The following is a 22,601-nucleotide window of genomic DNA, read 5'->3' on the forward strand; positions in this document are numbered from 1 at the left end:
GTTACTGGATCACCACCTTGACGACGCCGGTGAGGGCGATCTGGGCGAGGGAAAGGGGGACGAGGAGGGTCCAGGAGAGCTTCTGGAGCTGGTCCTCACGCAGGCGGGGATAGGTGACGCGGAGCCAGATCACGATGAAGGCGAGGACGGCCGTCTTCAGCAGGGTCCAGACCCAGCCGAGTCCGTCGGCGCCCCAGGGACCGTGCCAGCCGCCCAGGAAGAGGACGGTGGTCAGGCCGCACAGGACGACGATTCCGGCGTATTCGGCGAGGAGGAAGAGCGCGAAGCGGAGACCGGTGTACTCGGTATAGGCGCCGAAGATGATCTCCGAGTCGGCGACGGGCATGTCGAAGGGCGGGCGCTGGAGTTCGGCCAGGCCGGCCACGAAGAAGACGATCGCGCCGACGATCTGCCAGGGCAGCCACCACCACTCGAACGCGTCGAGGATGCCGGGGAGGGAGACGGTGCCGGCCGCCATCGCGACGGAGGCGGCGGTCAGCAGCATGGGGAGTTCGTAGGCGAGGAGCTGGGCGGCGGTGCGCAGGCCGCCGAGGAGGGAGAACTTGTTGGCGGAGGCCCAGCCGGCCATGAGTGCGCCGAGGACGCCGACGCCCATGACGGCGAGCACGAAGAAGACGCCCGCGTCGATGACCTCGCCGACCGCGCCCTCGCTCGGGCCGATGGGGATGGCGAGGAGGACGAGCAGATACGGGAGGAGGGCGACGGCGGGGGCGAGCTGGAAGATACGGCGGTCCGCGCCGGCCGGGACGATGTCTTCCTTCTGCGCGAACTTCACACCGTCGGCGACCAGTTGGGCCCAGCCGTGGAAACCGCCGGCGTACATCGGGCCGAGACGGCCCTGCATATGGGCCATCACCTTGTGCTCGGTCTGGCCGATGATCAGGGGGAACGTGAGGAAGACGACGAAGACGATCAGGAGTCGCAGGGTGACGTCGAGCGCGTCGTTCACTGCGGGCCTCCTGCGGGGTCGGTGCGGTCGCCGGTGGGTTCTGCGGGATCTCCGGCTTCGGGGGTGCCCGCGGGGTCGGACGGGCCGGGCTCGGGGGTGGGTACGGCCCCGGGCTCTTGCTGAGGTTCGGCGTCCTCGCCGCCGGTTGCGGGAGGCTCGTCGGGAGTGACGACCGGCTCGGCCTTCGGCGCCTGCCCGGCGGTGGCGGTGCCTGCCTCGCCGGGGCGGGGCCCGTCGGAGCCTGCCTCGCCAGAGCCTGCCTCGCCGGGGCGGGGCCCGTCGGAGCCTGCCTCACCGGGGCGGGGCCCGTCGGAGCCTGCCTCGCCAGAGCCTGCCTCACCGGTGCCGGGCCCGTCGGAGCCTGCCTCGCCAGAGCCTGCCTCACCGGTGCCGGGCCCGTCGGAGCCTGCCTCGTCGGTGCCGGGCTTGGGCTGTGGCTCCGGGGCATCAGGCTCCGCAGAGGTCTCCGGTGCTGACTCGGCCTCGGGCTGGAGCTGGGGCTGGGGCTGGGGCTGGGGAGCCGGCTCAGCTCGTCGCTCGGGCTCCGGTTCCGGCTCGTCGAAGGCCGGGCGGGCGTGGTGCCAGGGGGCGTCCGAGCTGCGCGGGGCCCTGGTGCTGGATGCCGGGCGCTGCGACGCCGAGCCTTCGCTTGCGCTGCGCGCGCGGCGTGCGGGAGTGGCACCGGTTGCGGACGCGTTCCTGCCGTCCTCCACTCCCTCGGTCGCCGTGTCCGCCGAAGCCTCCGTCCGCTGGCTCGCCGAGCCCTCACCGGCGCTCCTCGCCCGGCGCGGCCCGGCCGTCTTTCCGGCCCCGGCCCCGGCCCCGGCCCCGGTCCCGGTTCCGGTCGCCGCCGCGCCGCTCCCCGGCTCGGACGGGTCGGCCGCCTCCGCCGAGGTCTCGGCTCCTCCAGCGGCGGTTTGGCTCACCGAACCCTCCTCCGCCGCCGTACGCGCACGGCGTGGCGCCGCACCAGCCGCAGGGGCTCCCCCTGTGGAGGCCTCCGCCTCCGCAGAAGCCCCACCTGTCGAGGCCTCCGCCTGGCTGGCCGAACCCTCGGCAGCCGAACGGGCCCGACGCGGCGCGGCACCCTCTGGTGCTCCGACCGCCGACGCCGCCTGGCTGGCCGAACCCTCCGCAGCCGAACGGGCCCGACGCGGCGCGGCACCCTCCGGTGCTCCGACCGCCGACGCCGCCTGGCTGGCCGAACCCTCCGCAGCCGAACGGGCCCGACGCGGCGCGGCACCCTCTGGTGCTCCGACCGCCGACGCCGCCTGGCTGGCCGAACCCTCCGCAGCCGAACGAGCCCGACGTGGCCCAGCCGCCGTCGGTGCTCCAGGACCCGTAGCCCCAGACGCCTCCCCGCCCGCCTGACTCGCCTGATCTGGCTGAACCGCCTGACTCGCCGAACCCTCCGCCGCCGTACGCGCCCGCCGCACAGGGCGCTCCCCAGCAGCCCGAGCCGGACGCTCACCCGCGCCCCGAGCCGGACGTTCGCCCGCTGCGCGCGCGGCGCCTCTGGCCGGGCGGGCCGGGGCAGGGGGGAGTTGACCCTTGAGGGGGCCCCATTCGTTGGGGTCGGGGACGCCGGGGGGCAGCATCTGGCGGCGTTTCGGTCCGCCGTGTTCGGACTCGCCGGGTTCCTTGGCGCCGGGCCAGGCCTTGGCTACGCGGGCTGCCAGGACGAAATCCTTGCGGAGGGGGTGGCCCTCGAAGTTGTCGGGGAGGAGTAGGTGGTTCAGGGCGGGGTGGTCCGAGAACACCACGCCGAACATCTCGTGTGTCTCCCGCTCGTGCCAGGCCGCGCCCGCGTAGACGCCGACCGCCGAGGGCAGCGTCGGTGCCTCGTGCGGGACCGTCGTGCGGACCAGGAGGCGTCGTAGCGGAGACAGGGCGGCGACGTGGGCGGCGACGCGGAAGCCGGTGCCCGGTTCGTCGACCGCGCTCAGCCAGTCGAAGTAGGTACAGCCCAGCTCGTCGCGGGCGGTCTGCAGCGCCGCGATCCAAGAGGTCGGGGGTACGTCGACCGTCAGGACCTCGTACGACTCCTCGGCCGTGGCCTCCGGGCCGAACAGATCCTCGACGGGGGCGGGCAGCCAGCCGGTCGTCGTCATCGGTCGGCCTCCCCCGCACCGTTACCCCCGACAGCGCCTCCAGCAGCGGCGCCACCACCGTCCGAGGCCGACGGCTTCACCGCGCCACCGCCTCCGACACCACCCGCATCACCAGCACTGCCGGCACCACCCGTATCACCAGCACTGCCGGCACCACCCGTATCACCAGCACTGCCGGCACCACTTGCATCACCAGCACCGCTGGCACCCGCATCCGCATCCGCACCACCGGCACCCGGCCCACCAGCGCCCACACCCTCACTCCCCGGCGCCATCCCCGGCCCCCGAACCAACCCACTCTGCAGCGCTGCAGCCGACGGGCGTCCTGCTTCGCTTCCGTACCGCTCCCCCAGCGACTCCCGGGCGATCTTCTCCTGGAGTTTCAGGATTCCCTGGAGCAGGGCCTCGGGGCGTGGTGGGCAGCCCGGGACGTAGACGTCCACGGGGATGATCTGGTCGACGCCCTTGGTGACGGAGTAGGAGTCCCAGTACGGGCCGCCGCAGTTCGAGCAGGCGCCGAAGGAGATGACGTACTTCGGCTCGGGCATCTGTTCGTACAGGCGCTTCACGGCCGGGGCCATCTTGTCCGTCACCGTGCCGGACACCACCATCAGGTCCGCCTGGCGCGGGCCGGGGGCGAACGGGATCACGCCGAGGCGGATGAAGTCGTGGCGGGCCATCGACGCGGCGATGAACTCGATCGCGCAGCAGGCCAGGCCGAAGTTGAAGACCCAGAGGGAGTAGCGGCGGCCCCAGTTGAGGATCACCTTCATCGGCTCGGGCGCGAGGCGGGCCAGCGCGCCCAGCCGCTTCGGCTCCGGCAGCAGAACGGGCTCCGGCGAATTCACTTCCGGCGTCACGTCCATGCCAGAACGCCCTTCTTGTATGCGTAGAGCAGGCCCACGGCCAGGAAGCCGAGGAAGATGAACATCTCGACGAGCGTCGTCGCGCCGTAGCCGGGGTCGGCGAAGACCGTCGCCCAGGGGAACAGGAAGATCGAGTCGATGGCGAAGATCACGTACAGGAAGGCGTAGACGTAGTAGCGGACCTGGGTGTGGGCCCAGCCCTCGCCGACCGGGTCGACGCCGCACTCGTACGTCAGGAGTTTCTCGGGCGTGGGGACCACCGGACGCAGCAGACGGCCCGCGCCGAACGCGACGGCGACGAACAGCACGCCGATGACTGCCAGCAGTCCGACGACCGAGTAGGACTGGAAGTAGTCCGCCGAGACGACGACGTAATGCGCATCCGCCGCGACGACGACGGTCTGTTCCGACACGTCCGCCCCTCGCTCCCTGACCTCGTGACCGATGCCCCAGGAACCGGCCCTAGGACCAGTGTCCTCCGACTTGTGATCTCGTGAACGCCGATGAGCGCCGATGAACACCGGTGTTCGACGATCTGTACGCACGGGAGTCTAGGCCCTGCTAAAGACACCGTAAGCAGCCCGTCACGCCTTGAGATCCCGTCGATATGCGGCGGCCCGGGAAGAGCGCGGCACCCGGCCGGGCCCGGGGGTGGGGATTTCCCCCGGAGACGGCGGCGGTCCGCCTCATGGCGCGGCGGCGCGGCGCGCGGCACGCTAGCCCATATGACCGAACGCCCCAGCCCTTCACGGGACGCCTCCTGGCGCTCCGAAGCCGAGCAGCCACCGCTGCCGCCGGCCCGTTTCGCCTACGAGCGGCACACCTGGAAGGAGATCGCGCATCTCCTGGCGAACCTTCCGTCGTCGCTGCTCGGCTTCGTCTACGTCGTGACGGTGCTGTCCACCGGTGCCTTTCTGACGGTGACGGTGATCGGGTTCCCGTTGCTCGCGGCCGGGCTGGTGGGCGCGCGGCAGCTGGGCAAGCTGGAGCGGGCACGCGCGCGTGCGCTGCTCGGGGTGCGGGTGGACGAGCCGAGTCCGCTGCCGTTGCGCGGCGGAAGGAACGGTTTCTTCCCGCAGCTGTGGCTGGCGCTGAAGGACCCGGTCGGCTGGCGCACGATCCTGTACGACTTCATTCGCCTCCCCTGGGGCATCCTCACCTTCGTCATCACGCTGACCTCGCTGTTCGTACTGTGGCCGGTGCTGCCGTTCATCGCGCGGGGCCTCGCGAACGCGGACCGCGCGATGGTGCGCGGCCTGCTGTCGCCCTCCGACGAGCTGGAGCGCCGTATCGCCGAACTGGAGTCGGACCGGGGGGTCGTCGTGGATACGGCGGCGGCCGATCTGCGCCGCATCGAACGCGACCTGCACGACGGCGCCCAGGCCCGCCTGGTCAACCTCGCCATGGGACTGGGCCTGGCCAAGGAGAAGCTCCTGGAGGACCCCGACGCGGCGGCGGCCATGGTCGATGAGGCTCACGGCGAGGTGAAGCTCGCGCTCCAGGAGCTGCGCGATCTCGCGCGCGGCATCCATCCGGCGGTCCTGACCGACCGCGGCCTGGACGCCGCCCTGTCGGCGGTCGCCTCGCGCTGCACGGTGCCGGTGAAGGTGACCGTCGACCTGCAGTGCAGACCGGTCCAGGCCATCGAGGGCATCGCCTACTTCACCGTCTCCGAACTGCTGCAGAACATCAGCAAGCACAGTGGGGCCAAGACCGCGTCGGTGGATGTGTGGCGGGTGAACGACCGGCTGCTGATCCAGGTGTGGGACAACGGCCGCGGCGGCGCACGCCTCGACGGCGGCACGGGCATGCGCGGGCTCGCCGACCGGCTGGACGCGGTGGACGGTCTGTTCGTCATCGAGTCACCGCAGGGCGGCCCCACCACGGTGACGGCCGAACTGCCCTGGCGGGACCGCGCCGCCGAGAAGGGGTAGGGAAAACCCCCCGTTCAAGACGCCGACGGCCTCCATGTCGGGCGCAGCCGCTCTCGGAGAGGGTGGAGATACGACGGCACAGCCCCGACGGGGCTGACGGGACGAGGAGAACGGACGACGCCGATGGCCACGGAGTACGGACAGGGCTACGGGCACGGGCTCGATTTCCCCGAGCGCGGCCTTCCCGAGCAGGGCGGTGAGCGTCGGCACCGGCTGCCGGCCGGGCTGCGGGCGCCGTTCGAGGCACGCAGCTGGCGCGAGTTCGGATATGTGCTGCTGAGCTTCCCGATCAGCCTCGTGCTGTTCGTGTACGCCATCACGATGGTGTCGCTGGGCGCCGGACTGCTGGTGACGTTCCTGGGCATCCCGGTGCTGGCGGCGGGCCTGGTCGGCTGCCGCGGCTTCGGGGCGCTGGAGCGGGCACGCGCGCGTGCGTTGCTGAAGCTGGAGGTGGCCGATCCGGAACCGCTGCGGATGCGCCGGCGCGGCTTCATGGCGTGGATGGGCGCCGTACTGAAGAGCGGCACGTCGTGGCGGGCCCTGCTGTACGCGGTCCTGCACTTCCCGTGGGCGGTGTTCTCCTTCGTCGTCGCCCTGAACTTCTGGGCGTACGGCTGGGTGCTGCTGACGTATCCGCTGTGGTTCTGGGTCTTCCCGGCCTGGGTCGGTCAGGACGGTATTCAGCTGTACGGCGACGAGACCCACCACATCTATCTGGACAACCCCTTCGAGATCACGGTCACCGCGCTGGTGGGCCTTCTGTTCACGCTGGCCACGCCCTGGATCGTGCGGGCGCTGACGACGGTCGACCGGCTGCTGGTGCACGGCCTGCTCGGGCCGTCCCGGCTGGCCACGCGCGTGGTGGAGCTGGAGTCGGACCGCGGTGTCGTGGTCGATACGGCCGCCGCCGACCTGCGCCGCATCGAGCGCGACCTGCACGACGGTGCCCAGGCCCGGCTGGTCAACCTCGCCATGGGGCTGGGCCTCGCCAAGGAGAAGCTCGCCGAGGACCCGCACGCCGCTGCCCGGATGGTCGACGAGGCGCACGGCGAGGTGAAGACGGCACTGCAGGAGCTGCGCGACCTCGCGCGCGGCATCCATCCGGCGGTCCTGACCGACCGCGGCCTGGACGCCGCCCTGTCGGCGGTGGCCTCGCGGTGCACGGTGCCGGTGGAGGTGCAGGTGGATCTGGAGGACCGGCCGGTGCCGGCGATCGAGGGGATCGCGTACTTCACGGTGTCGGAACTGCTCCAGAACATCAGCAAGCACTCGCGGGCCACCTGGGCGGCCGTGGATGTGTGGCGCGTGGAGAACCGGCTGATGCTGCAGGTCGTGGACAACGGGATCGGCGGCGCGGACGTCTCCGGCGGCTCCGGGCTGGCGGGGCTCGCGGAGCGGCTGGACGCGGTGGACGGGATCCTGGTGGTGGACTCGCCGGTCGGGGGGCCCACCCGGGTCACGGCGGAGCTGCCCTGGCGGACTGTGTAGTCCGGGGCCGCGTAGTTCGGGCCGCGTAGTTCGAGCTGTGCCGTTCGGGCCTCGTAGTTCGGGCTGTGCCGTTCGGGCTGTGCCGTTCGGGCCGCGTGGTTCTGGTCGCCTGATCGGCCGCGTGCTGGCACGCTGATCTGCGGTTTGCAGGCGGATCAGGGGGACGGTGCGTTGACCGGGCGCGGGATTCTGGGACGGATACGGGGGCGGGTGTACGGGCAGCGGGCCGAGGGGCCCCTGCCCGTTCCGCAGGTCGGTGACGGGGGTGCGGCGTCGGCGGGGGCCGCACCGGGGCGGCCGTTCGATCACCGGGTGCGGGTGCTCGTGGAGATACGGGACGACCCGGACGAGATCAGGCTGGCGGAAGAGCAGTTCGAGGGACGCGGCTGGCCGATCCGGGAGCCGAGGCCCGGTGAGGGACCGGCAGCAGGACAGACACCGTCCTACGTGGCCCGGGTGGTGGAGGTACGGCTGCTGGGGGCGCGGCGAGGGGCGGCCGCGCAGGCCACCTGGGAGCTGGAGCGGCTGGCCGGGCAGAGCGGGCTGGACGTGATCGCGCGGGAGGCCGCGCTGATGCGCCGGCCGGAGACGCACAGCCGGGGCTGGGAAGTCGTACCGGTCCGGCCTCCCCTACGGGACAGGGTCCAGGCCGTGCTGAGGGACCGCCGATGGAGCCGGGAGGACCGGGCGAGCCGGGAGGGCCGAGCGAGTCGCGACAGTCGCGAGAACCGGCCGGAACGGTTCCTCTCCGTGCCTCAGGCCTCGCCACCCTCCACACCCGGCGCCGGCTCACCGGCCCCGGCACGTGACACCGGCTCACAGCCCACGACACCGAGTACCGGTGCACAATCCACGGCACCCAGGACCGGCTCACAATCCCCGCCAACGGGCACCGTCCCGCTCCCCACCACGCCGCCCACCGGCCCACAGCCCGCGACACCGGACATCCGCTCCCTGTCCACGGCACTCGACCCCCAGCCCCTCCGCGAGGGCGAGTACAGGCTGCGTCCCGTGGCCCCCCGGCCCTACAGACCTCCGTTGCTGCTGCTCGGCATCGGCGGTGCGGCGGGGGCGGGCCTCGGGGTAGTGATCGACCGTTTCGGCGCCGCGCCGGAGAAGCCCGGATGGCCGCTGGTCGTCGGCCTCGCCGTCGCCCTCGCTCTGGCGTACGCGGTCGGCGGCTGGGGACTGCGGCACGCCGTCCTCTACTCCGCCGCCGTACGCCTCGCTCTGCCGTGGACGATTCCGCTGGCCGTGCCCGTGCTGCTCGCCGGTGTGCCGCGCATCGGCGGCATCGTCCAGAGCAAGTACCTCTCGCACTTCGGTCTCCCCGACGACACCGTCACGACCGACTGGTGGGATCTGCTGGGCGCCGGGGTCTTCCCCGCCATGTGCGCGCTGGCCGGGTTCCTCCTGATCATGGGCACCGCGGGCTTCATCCACCGCGCGTACGCGCGGGCCGGGACGCGGTTCGCGGACACCATGCAGGTGGGCATCGCCTTCGGTTGCCTGGCCGCGCTGCTGCTGACCGTCGTCGCCGTGGGACGCGCCGACGCCCGGGCCGCCGCCGACCAGCGCGCCCTCGCCGCCGGCCGCACCCCCGACGACTTCCACGGCCTCGAATCCCACTTCGTCTGCATCCACCCCATCAGCGGTAAACCCCCGGTCTACGGCCCCCTCCCGCCCGCCACCCGCCCCGTCGTGACCTTCGGCCCCCAGGGCGACCGCATCTCCCTGTGGGACCCGAAAACCGAACGCGCCCTGAGCATGCGCCTCGAAGACGCCTCCTTCGTTCCCGCGCGATTCGAGCTCGGGCGGGCAGGTTGTCCACAGGCCCGATAAGGAAGACCCGATCGCGGGATACTGAGGTCGCGAGGGACGACAGGGCCGGGGGACGCTCGGCCGAACACCAAGGCTCGGGGGGCCGGGGATCGTGGAGGACAGGGTGCGGGTGGTCATCGCCGAGGATTCGGTGCTGCTCAGGGAGGGACTGACCCGGCTGTTGACCGACCGTGGGCATGAGGTCGTGGCGGGGGTCGGGGACGGAGATGCCCTGATCAAGACCATCACGGAGCTGGACGGACAGGACGAGCTGCCGGACGTGGTGGTCGCGGACGTACGGATGCCGCCCACGCACACGGACGAAGGGGTGCGGGCGGCCGTACAGCTGCGCAAGACACACCCCGGACTCGGGGTACTCGTCCTGTCGCAGTACGTGGAGGAGCGGTACGCCACGGAATTGCTGGCCGGGTCCAGCCGCGGGGTCGGCTATCTGCTGAAGGACCGCGTGGCGGAGGTTCGGGAGTTCGTGGACGCGGTCGTGCGGGTGGCCCAAGGGGGGACCGCCCTCGACCCGGAGGTCGTCGCCCAGCTGCTGGGCCGCAGCCGTAAGCAGGACGTCCTCGCGGGGCTGACCCCGAGAGAGCGGGAGGTCCTGGGGCTGATGGCCGAGGGGCGGACGAATTCCGCGATCGCCCGGCAGCTGGTGGTGAGCGACGGTGCCGTCGAGAAGCACGTCAGCAACATCTTCCTCAAGCTCGGCCTGTCCCCGAGCGACGGGGATCACCGGCGCGTGCTCGCGGTCCTCACCTATCTGAACTCCTGACGGCCTGACCTCGTGTCAGTCAAATGGGTGACCACTTTCGCGGCACCCACCGAACAGGCGCGAACACGGCAACCGAACAAAGAGCAGGGAGCGTCTTCAAAAGCAGCGCCGGGGGGCGTGTAAATCATGACAAGTCAGGGTGGAGAGCCGTCTCAAATCCATGTCCGTCATGCGAATGGCCCGGGGAGGGCGACCTTTGCGGACGTAGGGTTGATCCTGGGAAGGCTTGCGGGAAGGCCGTGCCCAGACAGCCTCAAGGGAGGTCCAGTTCAGTGACCAGCCAGGTCAGTAGCCCAACGGAGCAGGCCGACGAAGCCGTCGTGGGAGAGCAGCGCAAACCGGCAGGGGCGAAGGATGTCCGCCGGCTGGACCGGGTGATCATTCGTTTCGCGGGGGACTCGGGCGACGGTATGCAGCTCACCGGCGACCGCTTCACCTCGGAAACAGCGACGTTCGGCAACGACCTGTCGACGCTGCCGAACTTCCCGGCGGAGATCCGGGCCCCCGCAGGCACCCTGCCGGGCGTGTCCTCGTTCCAGCTGCACTTCGCCGACCACGACATCCTGACCCCGGGCGACGCCCCGAACGTGCTGGTCGCGATGAACCCGGCGGCGCTGAAGGCCAACATCGGCGACCTGCCGCGCGGTGCGGAGATCATCGTCAACACCGACGAGTTCACCAAACGGGCGATGCAGAAGGTGGGGTACGAAACCTCACCCCTGGAGGACGGCTCGCTCGACGGGTACAGCCTCCACCCGGTGCCGCTGACCACGCTGACCGTCGAGGCGCTGAAGGAGTTCGACCTCACCCGCAAGGAGGCCGAGCGCAGCAAGAACATGTTCGCGCTGGGCCTGCTGAGCTGGATGTACCACCGGCCGACCGAGGGCACCGAGAAGTTCCTGAAGTCGAAGTTCGCCAAGAAACCCGACATCGCGGCCGCCAACATCGCCGCCTTCCACGCGGGCTGGAACTTCGGGGAGACGACCGAGGACTTCGCCGTCTCCTACGAGATCGCCCCGGCGACGACCGCCTTCCCGGTCGGCACCTACCGCAATATCTCCGGGAACCTCGCGCTGTCCTACGGACTGGTCGCCGCGTCTCGCCAGGCGGACCTGCCGTTGTTCCTGGGCTCGTACCCGATCACCCCGGCCTCGGACATCCTGCACGAGCTGAGCAAGCACAAGAACTTCGGCGTACGGACCTTCCAGGCCGAGGACGAGATCGCCGGCATCGGCGCCGCACTGGGCGCGGCCTTCGGCGGCTCGCTCGCGGTGACGACGACGTCCGGTCCCGGCGTGGCCCTGAAGTCGGAGACCATCGGGCTGGCCGTGTCGCTGGAGCTGCCGCTGCTGGTGATCGACATCCAGCGCGGCGGGCCCTCGACGGGGCTGCCGACCAAGACCGAGCAGGCGGACCTGCTGCAGGCGATGTTCGGCCGCAACGGCGAGGCCCCGGTGCCGATCATCGCCCCGTGCACCCCGGCCGACTGCTTCGACGCCGCGCTGGAGGCGGCGCGGATCGCGCTGACGTACCGCACACCGGTGATGCTGCTGTCGGACGGCTATCTGGCCAACGGCTCCGAGCCCTGGCGGATCCCGGAGCTGGACGAGCTGCCGGATCTGACGGTGCAGTTCGCGCAGGGCCCGAATCACACCCTGGAGGACGGCAGCGAGGTCTTCTGGCCGTACAAGCGCGACCCGCAGACCCTCGCCCGGCCCTGGGCGATCCCGGGCACGCCCGGCCTGGAGCACCGCATCGGCGGCATCGAGAAGGAGGACGGCACGGGCAACATCTCGTATGCCCCGGCCAACCACGACTTCATGGTCCGCACCCGCCAGGCCAAGATCGACGGCATCGACGTGCCCGACCTGGAGGTCGACGACCCGCACGAGGCGAAGACGCTGGTGCTGGGCTGGGGATCGACGTACGGGCCGATCACGGCCGCGGTACGCCGTCTGCGCAACGCGGGCGAGTCGATCGCGCAGGCGCATCTACGCCATCTGAACCCGTTCCCGCGCAACCTGGGCGTGGTACTCGGGCGCTACGAGAAGGTGGTGATCCCCGAGATGAACCTCGGCCAGCTCGCCACCCTGGTCCGGGCGAAGTACCTGGTGGACGCCCACTCGTACAACCAGGTCAACGGCATGCCGTTCAAAGCGGAACAGCTTGCCAAGGCTCTCAAGGAGGCCATCGATGCCTGAGACGTCCGCGGAAGGCACGGGCACGATCGAAGCGCTCTCACTCGTCCCCAAGGCCGAGGCCCGCCAGTCCATGAAGGACTTCAAGTCCGATCAGGAAGTGCGCTGGTGCCCCGGCTGCGGTGATTACGCGATCCTTGCCGCGGTCCAGGGCTTCATGCCGGAGCTGGGCCTGGCCAAGGAGAACATCGTCTTCGTCTCGGGCATCGGCTGTTCGTCCCGTTTCCCGTACTACATGAACACCTACGGGATGCACTCCATCCACGGCCGCGCCCCCGCGATCGCGACGGGCCTGGCCGCGTCGCGCCGGGACCTGTCGGTGTGGGTGGTCACGGGCGACGGCGACGCGCTGTCGATCGGCGGCAACCACCTGATCCACGCCCTGCGCCGCAATGTGAACCTCAAGATCCTGCTGTTCAACAACCGGATCTACGGTCTGACGAAGGGCCAGTACTCCCCGACGTCCGAGGTCGGCAAGATCACCAAGTCGACACCGATGGGTTCGCTGGACGCACCCTTCAACCCGGTGTCGCTCGCGATCGGCGCGGAGGCGTCCTTCGTGGCCCGCACGGTGGACTCCGACCGCAAGCACCTCACCCAGGTGCTGCGCGAGGCGGCCGCCCACCGGGGCACGGCGCTGATCGAGATCTACCAGAACTGCAACATCTTCAACGACGGCGCCTTCGACGCCCTCAAGGACAAGCAGCAGGCCGAGGAGGCGGTGATCCGCCTGGAGCACGGGCAGCCGATCCGCTTCGGTACGGACGCCTCACGCGGCGTGGTGCGCGACGCGCAGACCGGCGACCTGAAGGTCGTGACGGTGACCGCGGAGAACGAGTCGCAGATCCTGGTCCACGACGCCCACTCCGCGTCCCCCACCACGGCCTTCGCCCTGTCCCGCCTTGCCGACCCGGACACCCTGCACCACACCCCGATCGGTGTGTTCCGCTCGGTCGACCGTCCGGTCTACGACACCCAGATGGCCGACCAGCTGGACTCGGCGATCGAACAGAACGGCAAGGGCGATCTTGCGTCACTGCTGGCGGGTGGGGACACCTGGACGGTCGTGGGCTGACCGACTGCTGACCAGCGGCCAAGTGAGGGCCTGGGTGCGCGGCACCCAGGCCCTCAAGCCGTCAGTCGGCCGGGGTCGTCGACTCGGGCGCCACGACCCACCACTCCTCCAGGGCATCCAGTCGCTCGTCCATGACCGCGTCGACAGCCCGGCCCGTCCTCGCCTCCAGCGACTCCTCGGGCAGCAGTCCGCGGTGCTCGGCCGTCCGCTGCCAGTACTCCGCGAAGACAGAATTCCTGCTCAGTATCTTCAGGTCCCCCAGGAGTTCTCCCCGATCAATTACACCGACCCGATAGGCAAGCAGAATCAGACCGTACTGGCGATTTGCAAAGATCATCTGCCGTCGCCTGTCCTCGGATATACCGTCCAAGGTACTCAAAGCCTCGGCAAGCAACGGATCATCGATCGACCGATCCAACTGCTCCGCGAAAAGGCGCTGTATCTGGATGATGTTCGCCCGGTGCATCTCTTTCGCAATGCCCGCCAGTCCGTCGGAGATGGCGCTGAGCACACCGAGAAAATCTCCTATGAGCTCTTCCTGGTTCGACATCTCCATTCCGTAACCCCCCATGTCCGGTGGCCGCACCCGGCTCAGGCACTCGGGCCGACGCACGGCGGAAAGCATCCCCGCACCAGCGTGCCCGTCGGAATGCACAGGCGCAGAGGCGGAAGGGGGGCGCACAGATGGATGCTCCGCCCCAGCCGTCCGCCCCCACTACGAGGCATGCAGGACACCCCGGCCCCTGCACCACCTACACGTCAGGAATGTCCTTCTTGGCGTGAATCAGAGTGTCTCGACTGATCACGACAATGCGCTCATAGTCGGCTCTGGCCGCGTCGGCAGGGAGGAACGCCCCCAGGGCCGCAGTGGCCTCGGTACCGATGACGGCGAAGCTTCCATCACTGAGTTCGAAAATGTCCGGGCAGGTTTCACTACTGCGACTCCCCCGCATTTTAGGGTCCGTTCCGAGACGGCGGAGGATGGCGCAATCAGCAAAGGGATTACTGGACACGAGCAGCCTCTCTTGGGAGGCGACCGTCGGGCTGGCGGTCGACACACAAGGTCAATATGCGCAGAGCACGAGGCCAATATGCACAGACTGCTGGTGAAATAGTAACCCAGTGTAATCATGTCTGTATGTCGACACACTTTTGAATCGCCGCGCAGCGATCACGCGGTTGGACTTGGCGACTCCGGTCCTACTCAGCGCCGCTCTTGCGCGCGTCGTACGCCGCCCGCGCTTTCTCCACCTCTCCCATCCGCCGCTCGGTCCACAGCGCCAGCCCGCGCACCTGTTCCGCCGCCTCGCGCCCCAGGTCGGTCAGGGAGTAGTCGACCCTCGGGGGGATGACCGGCTTGGCGTCGCGATGGACCAGGCCGTCGCGCTCCAGGGCCTGGAGGGTCTGGGTCAGCATCTTCTCGCTGACCCTGCCGATCGCCCGGCGCAGTTCGCTGAAGCGGTAGGAGCGTTCCAGCAGCTCGATCAGGACGAGGACACCCCAGCGACTGGTCACATGCTCCAGGACCAGCCGGTACGGGCACATCTGCTCGCCGAGGTCGTACTTGTTCACCGCAGGAGCGGTGGGAACGGGGGAAGCGATGGAAGCGGTGGGGTCCGTCGCGCTACTTACTGCCATGCCAGTACCTTACTTCAAAGTGGGTACTTTCGCGCAGTAAGTGCACCTCCTATGGTTAGTGCCAACGCACCCCACAAGGAGTTCTGATCATGAGCATCGTCGTCACCGGAGCCACCGGACACCTGGGCCGCCACGTCGTTGAGCAGCTGCTGGAGAAGGTTCCGGCCGACCAGGTCACCGCCGTCGTCCGCACCCCGGAGAAGGCCGCCGACCTCGCCGAGCGCGGTGTGAAGCTCGCCGTCGCCGACTACAACACGCCGGAGACCTTCGACACGCTGTTCGCGGCCGGCGACAAGGTGCTGCTCATATCCGGCAGCGAGGTCGGCAACGACCGCGTCGGTCAGCACACGGTCGTCATCAACGCCGCCAAGAACGCCGGCGTCGCCCTGCTCGCCTACACCAGCGCCCCCGGCAGCCTCACGGCCGCCCTCGCCGACGACCACCGCGGCACCGAGAAGGCGCTCCTGGAGTCCGGCCTGCCGTACGTGCTGCTGCGCAACGGCTGGTACCACGAGAACTACACGGAGAACCTCGCGCCGGTGCTGGAATACAACGCGATCACCCACGCCGCCGGTGAGGGCCGCGTCTCCTCCGCCGCCCGCGCCGACTACGCGGCCGCCGCCGTCGCCGTACTGACCGGCGAGGGGCACGAGAACAAGACGTACGAGCTGGGCGGCGACGTCGCCTGGAACTTCGCCGAGTACGCCGCCGAGCTGAGCCGGCAGACCGGCAAGGAGATCGCCAACAGCCCCGTCCCGACCGAGGCGCTGACCGGCATCCTGACCGGCGCCGGGCTGCCCGAGCCGATCGCCGCGATCCTGGCCGGCGTGGACGCCTCCATCGAGAAGGGCGAGCTGGTCATCGACAGCGGGGACCTGGCCCGCCTGGCCGGCCGCCCGACCACTCCGTTCGCCGAGGCGATCGCGGCCGCGGTCAAGAACTGACCCCTCCGGGGCGAGGGCCCGCCCTCGGCTGCCTGTACCAAGGACCCTCGACCGCCTGAGTCAAAGGCCGACCGCCCGCCCGGCGCGCAGCCCCCGGCACCACACCCCCGCTGTCATGACCGTATGGCGATACGGACATGACATGCGGGGGTATTCGGCGTTACCTTCGTGCAGGCTGTCGCAGGGGCGGGGCCGGGGTGAGCGCGCGAAGGAGGGGCCGTGGCCGGGAAGTCGCAGGGTGAACGGCGCACAGGACTGCTGAACGGCTTCGCGGCGTACGGGATGTGGGGGCTCGTCCCCCTCTTCTGGCCCCTGCTGAAGCCCGCCGGCGCGGTCGAGATCCTCGCCCACCGAATGGCCTGGTCCCTCGTCTTCGTGGCGGTCGCGCTGGTCTTCGTACGGCGCTGGGCCTGGGCGGGTGAGCTGATACGGCAGCCTCGGCGGCTGGCGCTCATCGCCGTGGCCGCGAGTGTGATCACCGTCAACTGGGGCGTCTACATCTGGTCCGTGAACACGGGCCATGTGGTGGAGGCCTCGCTCGGGTACTTCATCAACCCGCTCGTCACCATCGCGATGGGCGTGCTGCTGCTGAAGGAGCGGCTGCGGCCCGTGCAGTGGGCGGCGGTCGGCGTCGGCTTCGCGGCCGTGATCGTGCTGACGATCGGGTACGGCCGGCCGCCGTGGATCTCCCTCGTCCTCGCCTTCTCCTTCGCCACCTACGGGCTCGTGAAGAAGAAGGTCAACCTCGGCGGCATCGAGTCGCTGGCCGCCGAGACCGCGATCCAGTTCCTGCCCGCCGTGGGCTACCTGGCGTGGCTGGCGGCGCAAGGAAAGTCGACGTTCACGTCGGAGGGGACCGGGCATGCGGCCCTCCTCGCGGCCACCGGCGTCGTCACCGCCCTGCCGCTCGTGTGCTTCGGCGCGGCCGCGATACGGGTGCCGCTGTCGACGCTCGGGCTGCTGCAGTACCTGGCGCCGGTCTTCCAGTTCCTGCTCGGCGTCCTGTACTTCCACGAGGCGATGCCGGCCGAGAGGTGGGCCGGGTTCGCGCTGGTGTGGCTGGCGTTGACGTTGCTGACGGCCGACGCGTGGCGCTCCGCCCGGAGGAGCCGGGTGGCGGGGTTCAGCGTCCGGCAGGTCGAGAAGCCGAGGGCAGCTGCGGTGGACGCCTGATCCGAGGGCTGCCCCCGGTGCCCCGCTTCGGCGCCCTTGAGAGGCCTTGTCCTCGAACGCCGGACGGGCTGAATTCACTGACCGGCGATTCCTGTTGCCGCCCCACTCACCCACCCCATATGAGTGGTCGCATGACCCAGACACCCGAACCAGCGTCCACCCCCACCTCCACCCCCGCTCCCCTCCACTGGAAGCTCGTCATCGACTGCGCCAACCCGCAGTCCCAGGCCGACTTCTGGGCCGCCGCGCTGCACTACGAGGTCGAGGACAACAACGCCCTCATCGAGCGGCTCCTGGAACTCGGCGCACTGCCGCGCGAGGCCGTCGTCGAGTTCCATGCCCGGCTCGCCTTCCGGGACCTGGTGGCCGTACGGCATCCGGACGATCCGTATGACAAGGAGAGCGGGACCGGGCTGGGGCGGCGGCTGCTGTTTCAGCGGGTGCCGGAGGCGAAGACCACCAAGAACCGGCTGCATCTCGATCTGCACACGGCGGCCGGGGAGCGCGAGGCCGAGGTCGGGAGGCTGGAGCGGCTGGGGGCGAGCGTGCTGCGGCAGGTGACGGAACCGTCCGGGCAGTGGGTGGTGATGTCGGACCCGGAGGGCAACGAGTTCTGCGTGCACTGAGACACAGGGTTTTCCCTTGGGTTTTCCTCGGGTTTTTCCTTGTCTGAACGTCCTGTCCTGATAGCACTCTTGACGGAGAGTCAGGCTCACCCTCACCATCCAGGCACCCCATTCACTGTGGATCCTCTGTGGTCACCCCACGGGGGATCCGCCTGGAATTCGGAGCCCCCCACATGAAGCTCCCCGTTTCCTGGCGTGCGTCGGCGACTGCGGTAGTCGCGTCCGTCACGCTGCTGACCAGCGGTTCCATAGCCGGTGCGGCGCCCGCCGACGTCGAGGTCGCCGCCGCACCCGACATACCCGTGGCGAACGTCAAGGGCCACCTCAACCAGCTGCAGTCCATCGCCACCGCCAACGGCGGCAACCGCGCGCACGGCCGCCCCGGCTACAAGGCCTCCCTCGACTATGTGAAGGCCAAGCTGGACGCCGCCGGATACACCACGAGCATCCAGCAGTTCACGTCCTCCGGCCGCACCGGCTACAACCTGATCGCCGACTGGCCGGGCGGCGACGCCAACCAGGTCGTCATGGCCGGCTCGCACCTCGACAGCGTGTCCTCCGGCCCCGGCATCAACGACAACGGCTCCGGCTCGGCGGCGGTCCTGGAGACCGCGCTCGCCGTGTCGCGGGCCGGCTACAAGCCCACCAAGCATCTGCGGTTCGCCTGGTGGGGCGCGGAGGAGCTGGGGCTGGTCGGCTCCCGCAACTACGTCAACAAGCTCTCCTCAACCGACCGCTCGAAGATCAGCGGCTATCTGAACTTCGACATGATCGGCTCGCCCAACCCCGGCTACTTCGTCTACGACGACGACCCCGCGATCGAGAAGACCTTCAAGGACTTCTACGCCGGCCTCGGCGTCGCGACCGAGATCGAGACCGAGGGCGACGGCCGCTCCGACCACGCACCGTTCAAGAGCGCGGGCGTGCCGGTGGGCGGGCTGTTCACGGGCGCGAGCCGCACGAAGACCGCGGCGCAGGTGACCAAGTGGGGCGGTACGGCCGGGCAGTCCTTCGACCGCTGCTACCACTCGTCCTGCGACACCACGTCCAACATCAACGACACCGCCCTCGACCGCAACAGCGACGCCGTCGCGTACGCGGTGTGGAAGCTGTCGGAGTGACCCTGTGAGTCAGTGAGCGGTCACTGACTCAACTCCTGGGCGGTTCGGCCGACTTTGCGGCTCGGGCGGCGAGGCGGTCCATGCGTGCACGGGCCGACTCCAGCTCCTCGATGTCCTCGACGGCCGGACCGCCCTCCGTCATGAGCTCGCTCCACACGCCGAGCAGCTCCCGGCCCAGGTCGAGCCCCAGCGCCGGATCCCGTACGGCCCGCCAGGCCGTGGCCGCGCCGTGGAGGCTGCCGTACGCCGCCTCGGCGTCCCGGGTGCGGTGGTGTGTCCGGGCCACGTCGAGGGAGAGACGGAAGGCGCGTACCGGCTCGCCCGTCAAGTAGGAGATGTACGCGGCGAGTTCCCGCATACGGAGCACCTCGGGATGCTCCAGCCCCAACACCGCCGACGCCTCCGCCACGGTCCGGTCCGCGACCTCCGCCGCCTCTGTCGTACGTCCCGCCTTCACGGCCTCGTTGATGCGGGCCAGCTGCCCGGCGAAGGGGGAGGCGTCGGCGGTGGTGACAGGCGGCGCGTCCCCCAGAACGGCTTCGGCCACCGCGTCGAAGCCTCGGGGTGGGGTGGGTTTGGGGTCGGGGTCGGATTCAGGGTTCGAAAGGGGGACGACGAGGCCGTGGTCGGGTTGACGGCGAGTCGCAGGGGCGGGTTGGCGGTGGGTGGTCAGGTCGGGCGCTCGGCCCGGTGCCCGGTCGGCCTGCGGTGCGTCGGATCGCGGTGCGCCGACTGGCGGCACATCGGCTCGTGGTGCGTCGGCCGGCCGTACGCCGGCCTGCGGTACGTCGACCGGCAGCGGCCTCGCGTCCATCAGTGGCGGTGGGCCGAACTCCCCCAGCGGCGGCGCGACCGTGCCGGGCACGGCGTCCTGCACCGGCTCGGGCAGGGCACGCAGCTGAAAGGTGGGGGAGGCGTCCTGCGACGGGCCCGGCAAGGGGCGTAGGACATGCGTGGGCTTGTCCCGGTACGGCGTCTCGTCAGAAGCGGACGGCAGCGGCAGCGGAGTCGGCGGCGTCACGGGCGACGCGGGTGAGGCGGGCGACGCGGGTGAGGCGGGTGACCCGGGCGCCGTCGGACCCAAGGGCAGGGCAGGCGCCACGGGCGTCGGCGGCGGAGCCGTCCGTACGGGGTCCGCGGTGAAGCGGCTGGAGCCGTCCGCGTCGACCTGCAGCGGGACGACGTAACCGATGCGCTCGTCGTGGATCGTGGCGTGCACGGGGTGGCCGGAGGCGAGGGCGATGCGCTGGAGGTGGGTCAGGACGGCCTGCTGGATCTCCTCGCCGGGGCCCGCGGTGACGGGGACACCCCCGATCGACGCGCCGCCCGCGCCCGGACCGACGACAGGGACCCGCACGTCGATCGGCATGGCCACGGGGGCCGCCGAGGCCGCGGCGCGCTTCTGTTCCCGCTTCTTCGCGCGGCTGAGTCGAGACATCGCTTTCCTCACTCGCATGCGTCGGGGAGTTCACGGACGGCGGGTTCCGTTTCCATGGTGCTCCCTCCCGCCGTCCGCCCGGCTTCCCCGGCGGCACGATCCGGTCGTGCGGGCCGGACACCTTTTCAGGACACGACCGCACGTCATACACGTCGTACATGTCATACACGTACTGTCGAGTTTCCCCGGCCACCCGCGGTGCGGACGTCACCGTGGCGTCACAGACTCGTTCCAGGAGCTTGTGCCACGTCACAGCGTTCTCATGCCCGGCGCGAAGACCGGTGGCGTGACGAGGGAGGAGTGCGGGCATGCGGACTGACATGCACGTGCAACAAGGGCCGCCGGAGCTCGGCCCGGAGGTCTGGATCCGCGGGCCCGTAGCCCTTCCGGAGGATCCACCGCCCTCCCCCGCCGCCGGTCTGCCCCGGCGCTTCTCCTGGGTCGGCACCCATGGCGGAGCGGGCGTCTCCACGCTTGCCACGGTCTACGGCGGCCACGACTGCGGGCGCGACTGGCCCGGCCCGGCCGAGCCACCGTCGGTACTGCTCGTCGCCCGCACCCATGCCGCCGGGCTGGCCTCCGCCCTGAACTCCCTGGAGGTCTTCCGGCGCGGGGAGGCTCCGCACGGGCTCGACCTGGATGCCGTGGTCCTTGTCGCGGACGCGCCGGGGCGGCTTCCGCGGCCGCTCGCCGAACGCGTCAAGGTGATCGAGTCGGTGATCGACGTGTACCGGGTGCCGTGGGTGCCCGCGTGGCGGCTCGGCGACCTGAGCGGCCGGCCGCCCCGGGAGGCGGATGCGCTGGGCAGGCTTACGGGGCGCGCCCGCTGAGGCCCTTCTGGCCGATCTACGGGAAGCCGAAGGGCACCGCCGGGCGGCACTTTCACGGAAAATCATCCTATGACGACCACATCCGGCCCCCATGCGAGCCCTGGCCCCACCTCCGCCCCTCTGTCGGCCGAGGAGATCGCCGCAGCCGTGCGCTCGCGGTCCCTTCGTGCCGTCGACGTCGTCGCAACGACACTCGAACGGATCCGGCGCACCGATCCCGTCCTGAGCGCCTTCATCGAAGTGTGGGACGAGGAGGCCCTCGCGCGGGCCGCCGAGGTGGACGCGCGAGTCGAGGCCGGCGAACGGCTGCCGCTGGCCGGCGTGCCGATCGGGGTCAAGGGGCGGCACGGCCTGCGCACCGCGGGCCCGCTGCTCGCGGCGGGATGCGTGGCGGTGGGGGCGACATCCGTCCCGGGGCCGGGAACTCCCTGGCAGACCTGGGGAGTCGGCCGCTACGGCCGTACGGTCAACCCCTGGCGGCACGACCGTACGCCGGGTGGCTCCTCCGCCGGTTCCGCGGCGGCGGTGGCGGCGGGACTGGTGCCACTGGCGACCGGGAGCGACGGGGCCGGGTCGGTACGGATTCCGGCGGCGTGGTGCGGGGTCGTCGGCCTGAAGGTGACCAACGGACGACTGCCGTCGACCGACCGCACAGGGCTCATGGCACCGGGGGTGCTGGCTCGGTGCGTGGGGGATGTGGCGGCGTACTGGGGTCTGATGTCGGCGGCGCATCGGGGGGCGGGGGCGTCCCGGGGAGCGGCGTCGGGGGCGAACGGCGGAGCAACGCCGGAGGCGCCCCGGGGAGCGGCGTCGGGGGCGAACCGCGGAGCAACGCCGGCGGCTCCCCGGGGAGCGGCGTCGGAGTCGTGCGGAGGAGCAGCGTCGGAGGGCGGGCGGCCAGAGGAGCGCGGCCGTCCTGACGTGCACGCCGAGCCGGACGGCATGCACGCCGGCCCACGCGGCAAGCACGCCGAGCCGAACGGCATGTACACCGAGCCGCACGACACGTACGGCCGGCCGCAGGACGTTAACGCCACCCCGACCGCGGCCGCCTGGTCCCCCGACCTCGGCTTCGACTCCCCCGATCCGGACATCGTCGCCGTCGCCCACTCCGCGGCCGTACGCCTCGCCGAAGCCGGCGCGATTCGGCTCGTGCACCCAGGCACCCCCCTCCGCCTCGACGACCCGGCCCCCGCATGGCTCGCCCTGCGAACCCCGGGTTCCGACCTCGCCCCCGCCCACCGCATCCGGGCCGCGAACGACACCCGCCTGGACGCGCTCTTCGCCGACACGGAGCTGCTGCTGACCCCGGCCGCGCCGACCCCACCGCACGGCCACGAAGGCCCCGGCGACCGGTACTCCACCGCGCTGACCTGGGCGTTCAACCTGAGCGGGCATCCGGCGATCAGCATTCCGGCGGGGTTCGACCCCGATGGCTGTCCGGTCGGGCTCCAGTTGGTGGCGGCGCATGGGCGGGAGGCTCTGCTGCTCGATGTGGCGCGGGCGGCCGAGGTGGCGATCGGACCCTGGACAAGTTCTTGCGTGCGCATATAATGCATAGGCGAGTTATTGTCGTACGCCGAC

General features: G+C 70.6%; 19 protein-coding genes and 1 pseudogene. 12 read left to right on the plus strand and 8 right to left on the minus strand.

Translation table 11 applies throughout. The features are described from left to right. Position 1 precedes the first annotated feature (1 nt). From POF73_RS10190 to POF73_RS10205, 4 genes and pseudogenes are all read right to left on the minus strand, one after another. Positions 2 to 970: a complex I subunit 1/NuoH family protein gene (locus tag POF73_RS10190; protein WP_272114238.1), complete on the minus strand. Its 969-nt coding sequence runs from the start codon at positions 968 to 970 to the stop codon at positions 2 to 4. Next, positions 967 to 3,081, minus strand: a complete 2,115-nt coding sequence (locus POF73_RS10195; protein ID WP_272114239.1) for an NADH-quinone oxidoreductase subunit C — start codon at positions 3,079 to 3,081, stop codon at positions 967 to 969. Before POF73_RS10195 ends, POF73_RS10190 begins: the two co-directional genes overlap by 4 nt. Positions 3,082 to 3,355: 274 nt before the next feature. Then, positions 3,356 to 3,947: pseudogene (locus tag POF73_RS10200) on the minus strand (NADH-quinone oxidoreductase subunit B); the annotation flags it as partial. Beyond that, positions 3,938 to 4,360, minus strand: coding sequence for an NADH-quinone oxidoreductase subunit A (locus POF73_RS10205; protein ID WP_272114240.1), 423 nt, complete (start codon positions 4,358 to 4,360; stop codon positions 3,938 to 3,940). The pseudogene POF73_RS10200 and the gene POF73_RS10205, both read right to left, overlap by 10 nt. Before the next feature lie 312 nt (positions 4,361 to 4,672). Here POF73_RS10205 and POF73_RS10210 point away from each other — a divergent pair, with 312 nt between their 5' ends. The 6 genes from POF73_RS10210 to POF73_RS10235 all read left to right on the plus strand — a co-directional run bounded on the left by POF73_RS10210 (position 4,673) and on the right by POF73_RS10235 (position 13,247). Next, a complete protein-coding gene (locus tag POF73_RS10210; RefSeq protein ID WP_272114241.1) occupies positions 4,673 to 5,881 on the plus strand; it encodes a sensor histidine kinase in 1,209 nt (402 codons plus the stop codon). 123 nt (positions 5,882 to 6,004) lie between these two features. Continuing rightward, positions 6,005 to 7,369 carry a sensor histidine kinase gene (locus POF73_RS10215; protein ID WP_272114244.1) on the plus strand — a complete coding sequence of 455 codons (1,365 nt, stop codon included), beginning with the start codon at positions 6,005 to 6,007 and terminating at the stop codon, positions 7,367 to 7,369. Between the two features lie 210 nt (positions 7,370 to 7,579). Beyond that, positions 7,580 to 9,211, plus strand: a complete 1,632-nt coding sequence (locus POF73_RS10220) for a hypothetical protein (RefSeq protein ID WP_272114245.1) — start codon at positions 7,580 to 7,582, stop codon at positions 9,209 to 9,211. A gap of 103 nt (positions 9,212 to 9,314) precedes the next feature. Continuing rightward, on the plus strand, positions 9,315 to 9,974 hold the full coding sequence (locus POF73_RS10225; protein WP_334313588.1) for a response regulator transcription factor: 660 nt from the start codon (positions 9,315 to 9,317) through the stop codon (positions 9,972 to 9,974). Between the two features lie 272 nt (positions 9,975 to 10,246). Next, positions 10,247 to 12,175 (plus strand): 2-oxoacid:acceptor oxidoreductase subunit alpha, encoded by a 1,929-nt coding sequence (locus POF73_RS10230; RefSeq protein WP_272114248.1) that lies wholly within the window; start codon positions 10,247 to 10,249, stop codon positions 12,173 to 12,175. Next, complete coding sequence (locus POF73_RS10235) at positions 12,168 to 13,247, plus strand: 2-oxoacid:ferredoxin oxidoreductase subunit beta (RefSeq protein WP_272114249.1); 1,080 nt, start codon at positions 12,168 to 12,170, stop codon at positions 13,245 to 13,247. The genes POF73_RS10230 and POF73_RS10235 overlap by 8 nt, the downstream gene beginning before the upstream one ends. Positions 13,248 to 13,308: 61 nt before the next feature. Here POF73_RS10235 and POF73_RS10240 read toward each other — a convergent pair whose 3' ends face one another. From POF73_RS10240 to POF73_RS10250, 3 genes are all read right to left on the minus strand, one after another. Beyond that, positions 13,309 to 13,797, minus strand: a complete 489-nt coding sequence (locus tag POF73_RS10240; RefSeq protein ID WP_272114250.1) for a DUF6082 family protein — start codon at positions 13,795 to 13,797, stop codon at positions 13,309 to 13,311. A 202-nt stretch (positions 13,798 to 13,999) separates the two neighbouring features. Then, on the minus strand, positions 14,000 to 14,200 hold the full coding sequence (locus tag POF73_RS10245; RefSeq protein ID WP_272114421.1) for a hypothetical protein: 201 nt from the start codon (positions 14,198 to 14,200) through the stop codon (positions 14,000 to 14,002). A 247-nt stretch (positions 14,201 to 14,447) separates the two neighbouring features. Next, positions 14,448 to 14,792 (minus strand): winged helix-turn-helix transcriptional regulator, encoded by a 345-nt coding sequence (locus POF73_RS10250; protein ID WP_272114422.1) that lies wholly within the window; start codon positions 14,790 to 14,792, stop codon positions 14,448 to 14,450. Positions 14,793 to 14,974: 182 nt separating this feature from the next. Here POF73_RS10250 and POF73_RS10255 point away from each other — a divergent pair, with 182 nt between their 5' ends. The 4 genes from POF73_RS10255 (at position 14,975) to POF73_RS10270 (ending at position 18,749) form a co-directional block, all read left to right on the plus strand. Then, complete coding sequence (locus POF73_RS10255) at positions 14,975 to 15,829, plus strand: SDR family oxidoreductase (RefSeq protein ID WP_272114251.1); 855 nt, start codon at positions 14,975 to 14,977, stop codon at positions 15,827 to 15,829. Positions 15,830 to 16,048: 219 nt separating this feature from the next. Next, entirely contained in the window at positions 16,049 to 17,002 is a 954-nt protein-coding gene (gene rarD, locus POF73_RS10260) for an EamA family transporter RarD (RefSeq protein WP_272114252.1), read from the plus strand. Between the two features lie 131 nt (positions 17,003 to 17,133). Next, positions 17,134 to 17,628, plus strand: a complete 495-nt coding sequence (locus POF73_RS10265) for a VOC family protein (RefSeq protein ID WP_272114253.1) — start codon at positions 17,134 to 17,136, stop codon at positions 17,626 to 17,628. Between the two features lie 173 nt (positions 17,629 to 17,801). Next, positions 17,802 to 18,749 (plus strand): M28 family metallopeptidase, encoded by a 948-nt coding sequence (locus POF73_RS10270; RefSeq protein ID WP_272114254.1) that lies wholly within the window; start codon positions 17,802 to 17,804, stop codon positions 18,747 to 18,749. A gap of 28 nt (positions 18,750 to 18,777) precedes the next feature. Here the strand turns inward: POF73_RS10270 and POF73_RS10275 are convergent, their stop codons facing one another. After that, entirely contained in the window at positions 18,778 to 20,187 is a 1,410-nt protein-coding gene (locus POF73_RS10275; RefSeq protein WP_272114255.1) for a tetratricopeptide repeat protein, read from the minus strand. A 308-nt stretch (positions 20,188 to 20,495) separates the two neighbouring features. Between POF73_RS10275 and POF73_RS10280 the strand changes: the two genes are divergently transcribed. Together POF73_RS10280 and POF73_RS10285 are read left to right on the plus strand one after the other, a co-directional pair. Continuing rightward, complete coding sequence (locus POF73_RS10280; RefSeq protein WP_272114257.1) at positions 20,496 to 21,017, plus strand: DUF6668 family protein; 522 nt, start codon at positions 20,496 to 20,498, stop codon at positions 21,015 to 21,017. Positions 21,018 to 21,086: 69 nt separating this feature from the next. Next, positions 21,087 to 22,571 (plus strand): amidase, encoded by a 1,485-nt coding sequence (locus tag POF73_RS10285; RefSeq protein WP_272114258.1) that lies wholly within the window; start codon positions 21,087 to 21,089, stop codon positions 22,569 to 22,571. The last annotated feature ends 30 nt before the right edge of the window (positions 22,572 to 22,601 follow it).

It is taken from the genome of Streptomyces sp. HD (assembly GCF_028369295.1).
Taxonomy (GTDB): Bacteria; Actinomycetota; Actinomycetes; order Streptomycetales; family Streptomycetaceae; genus Streptomyces.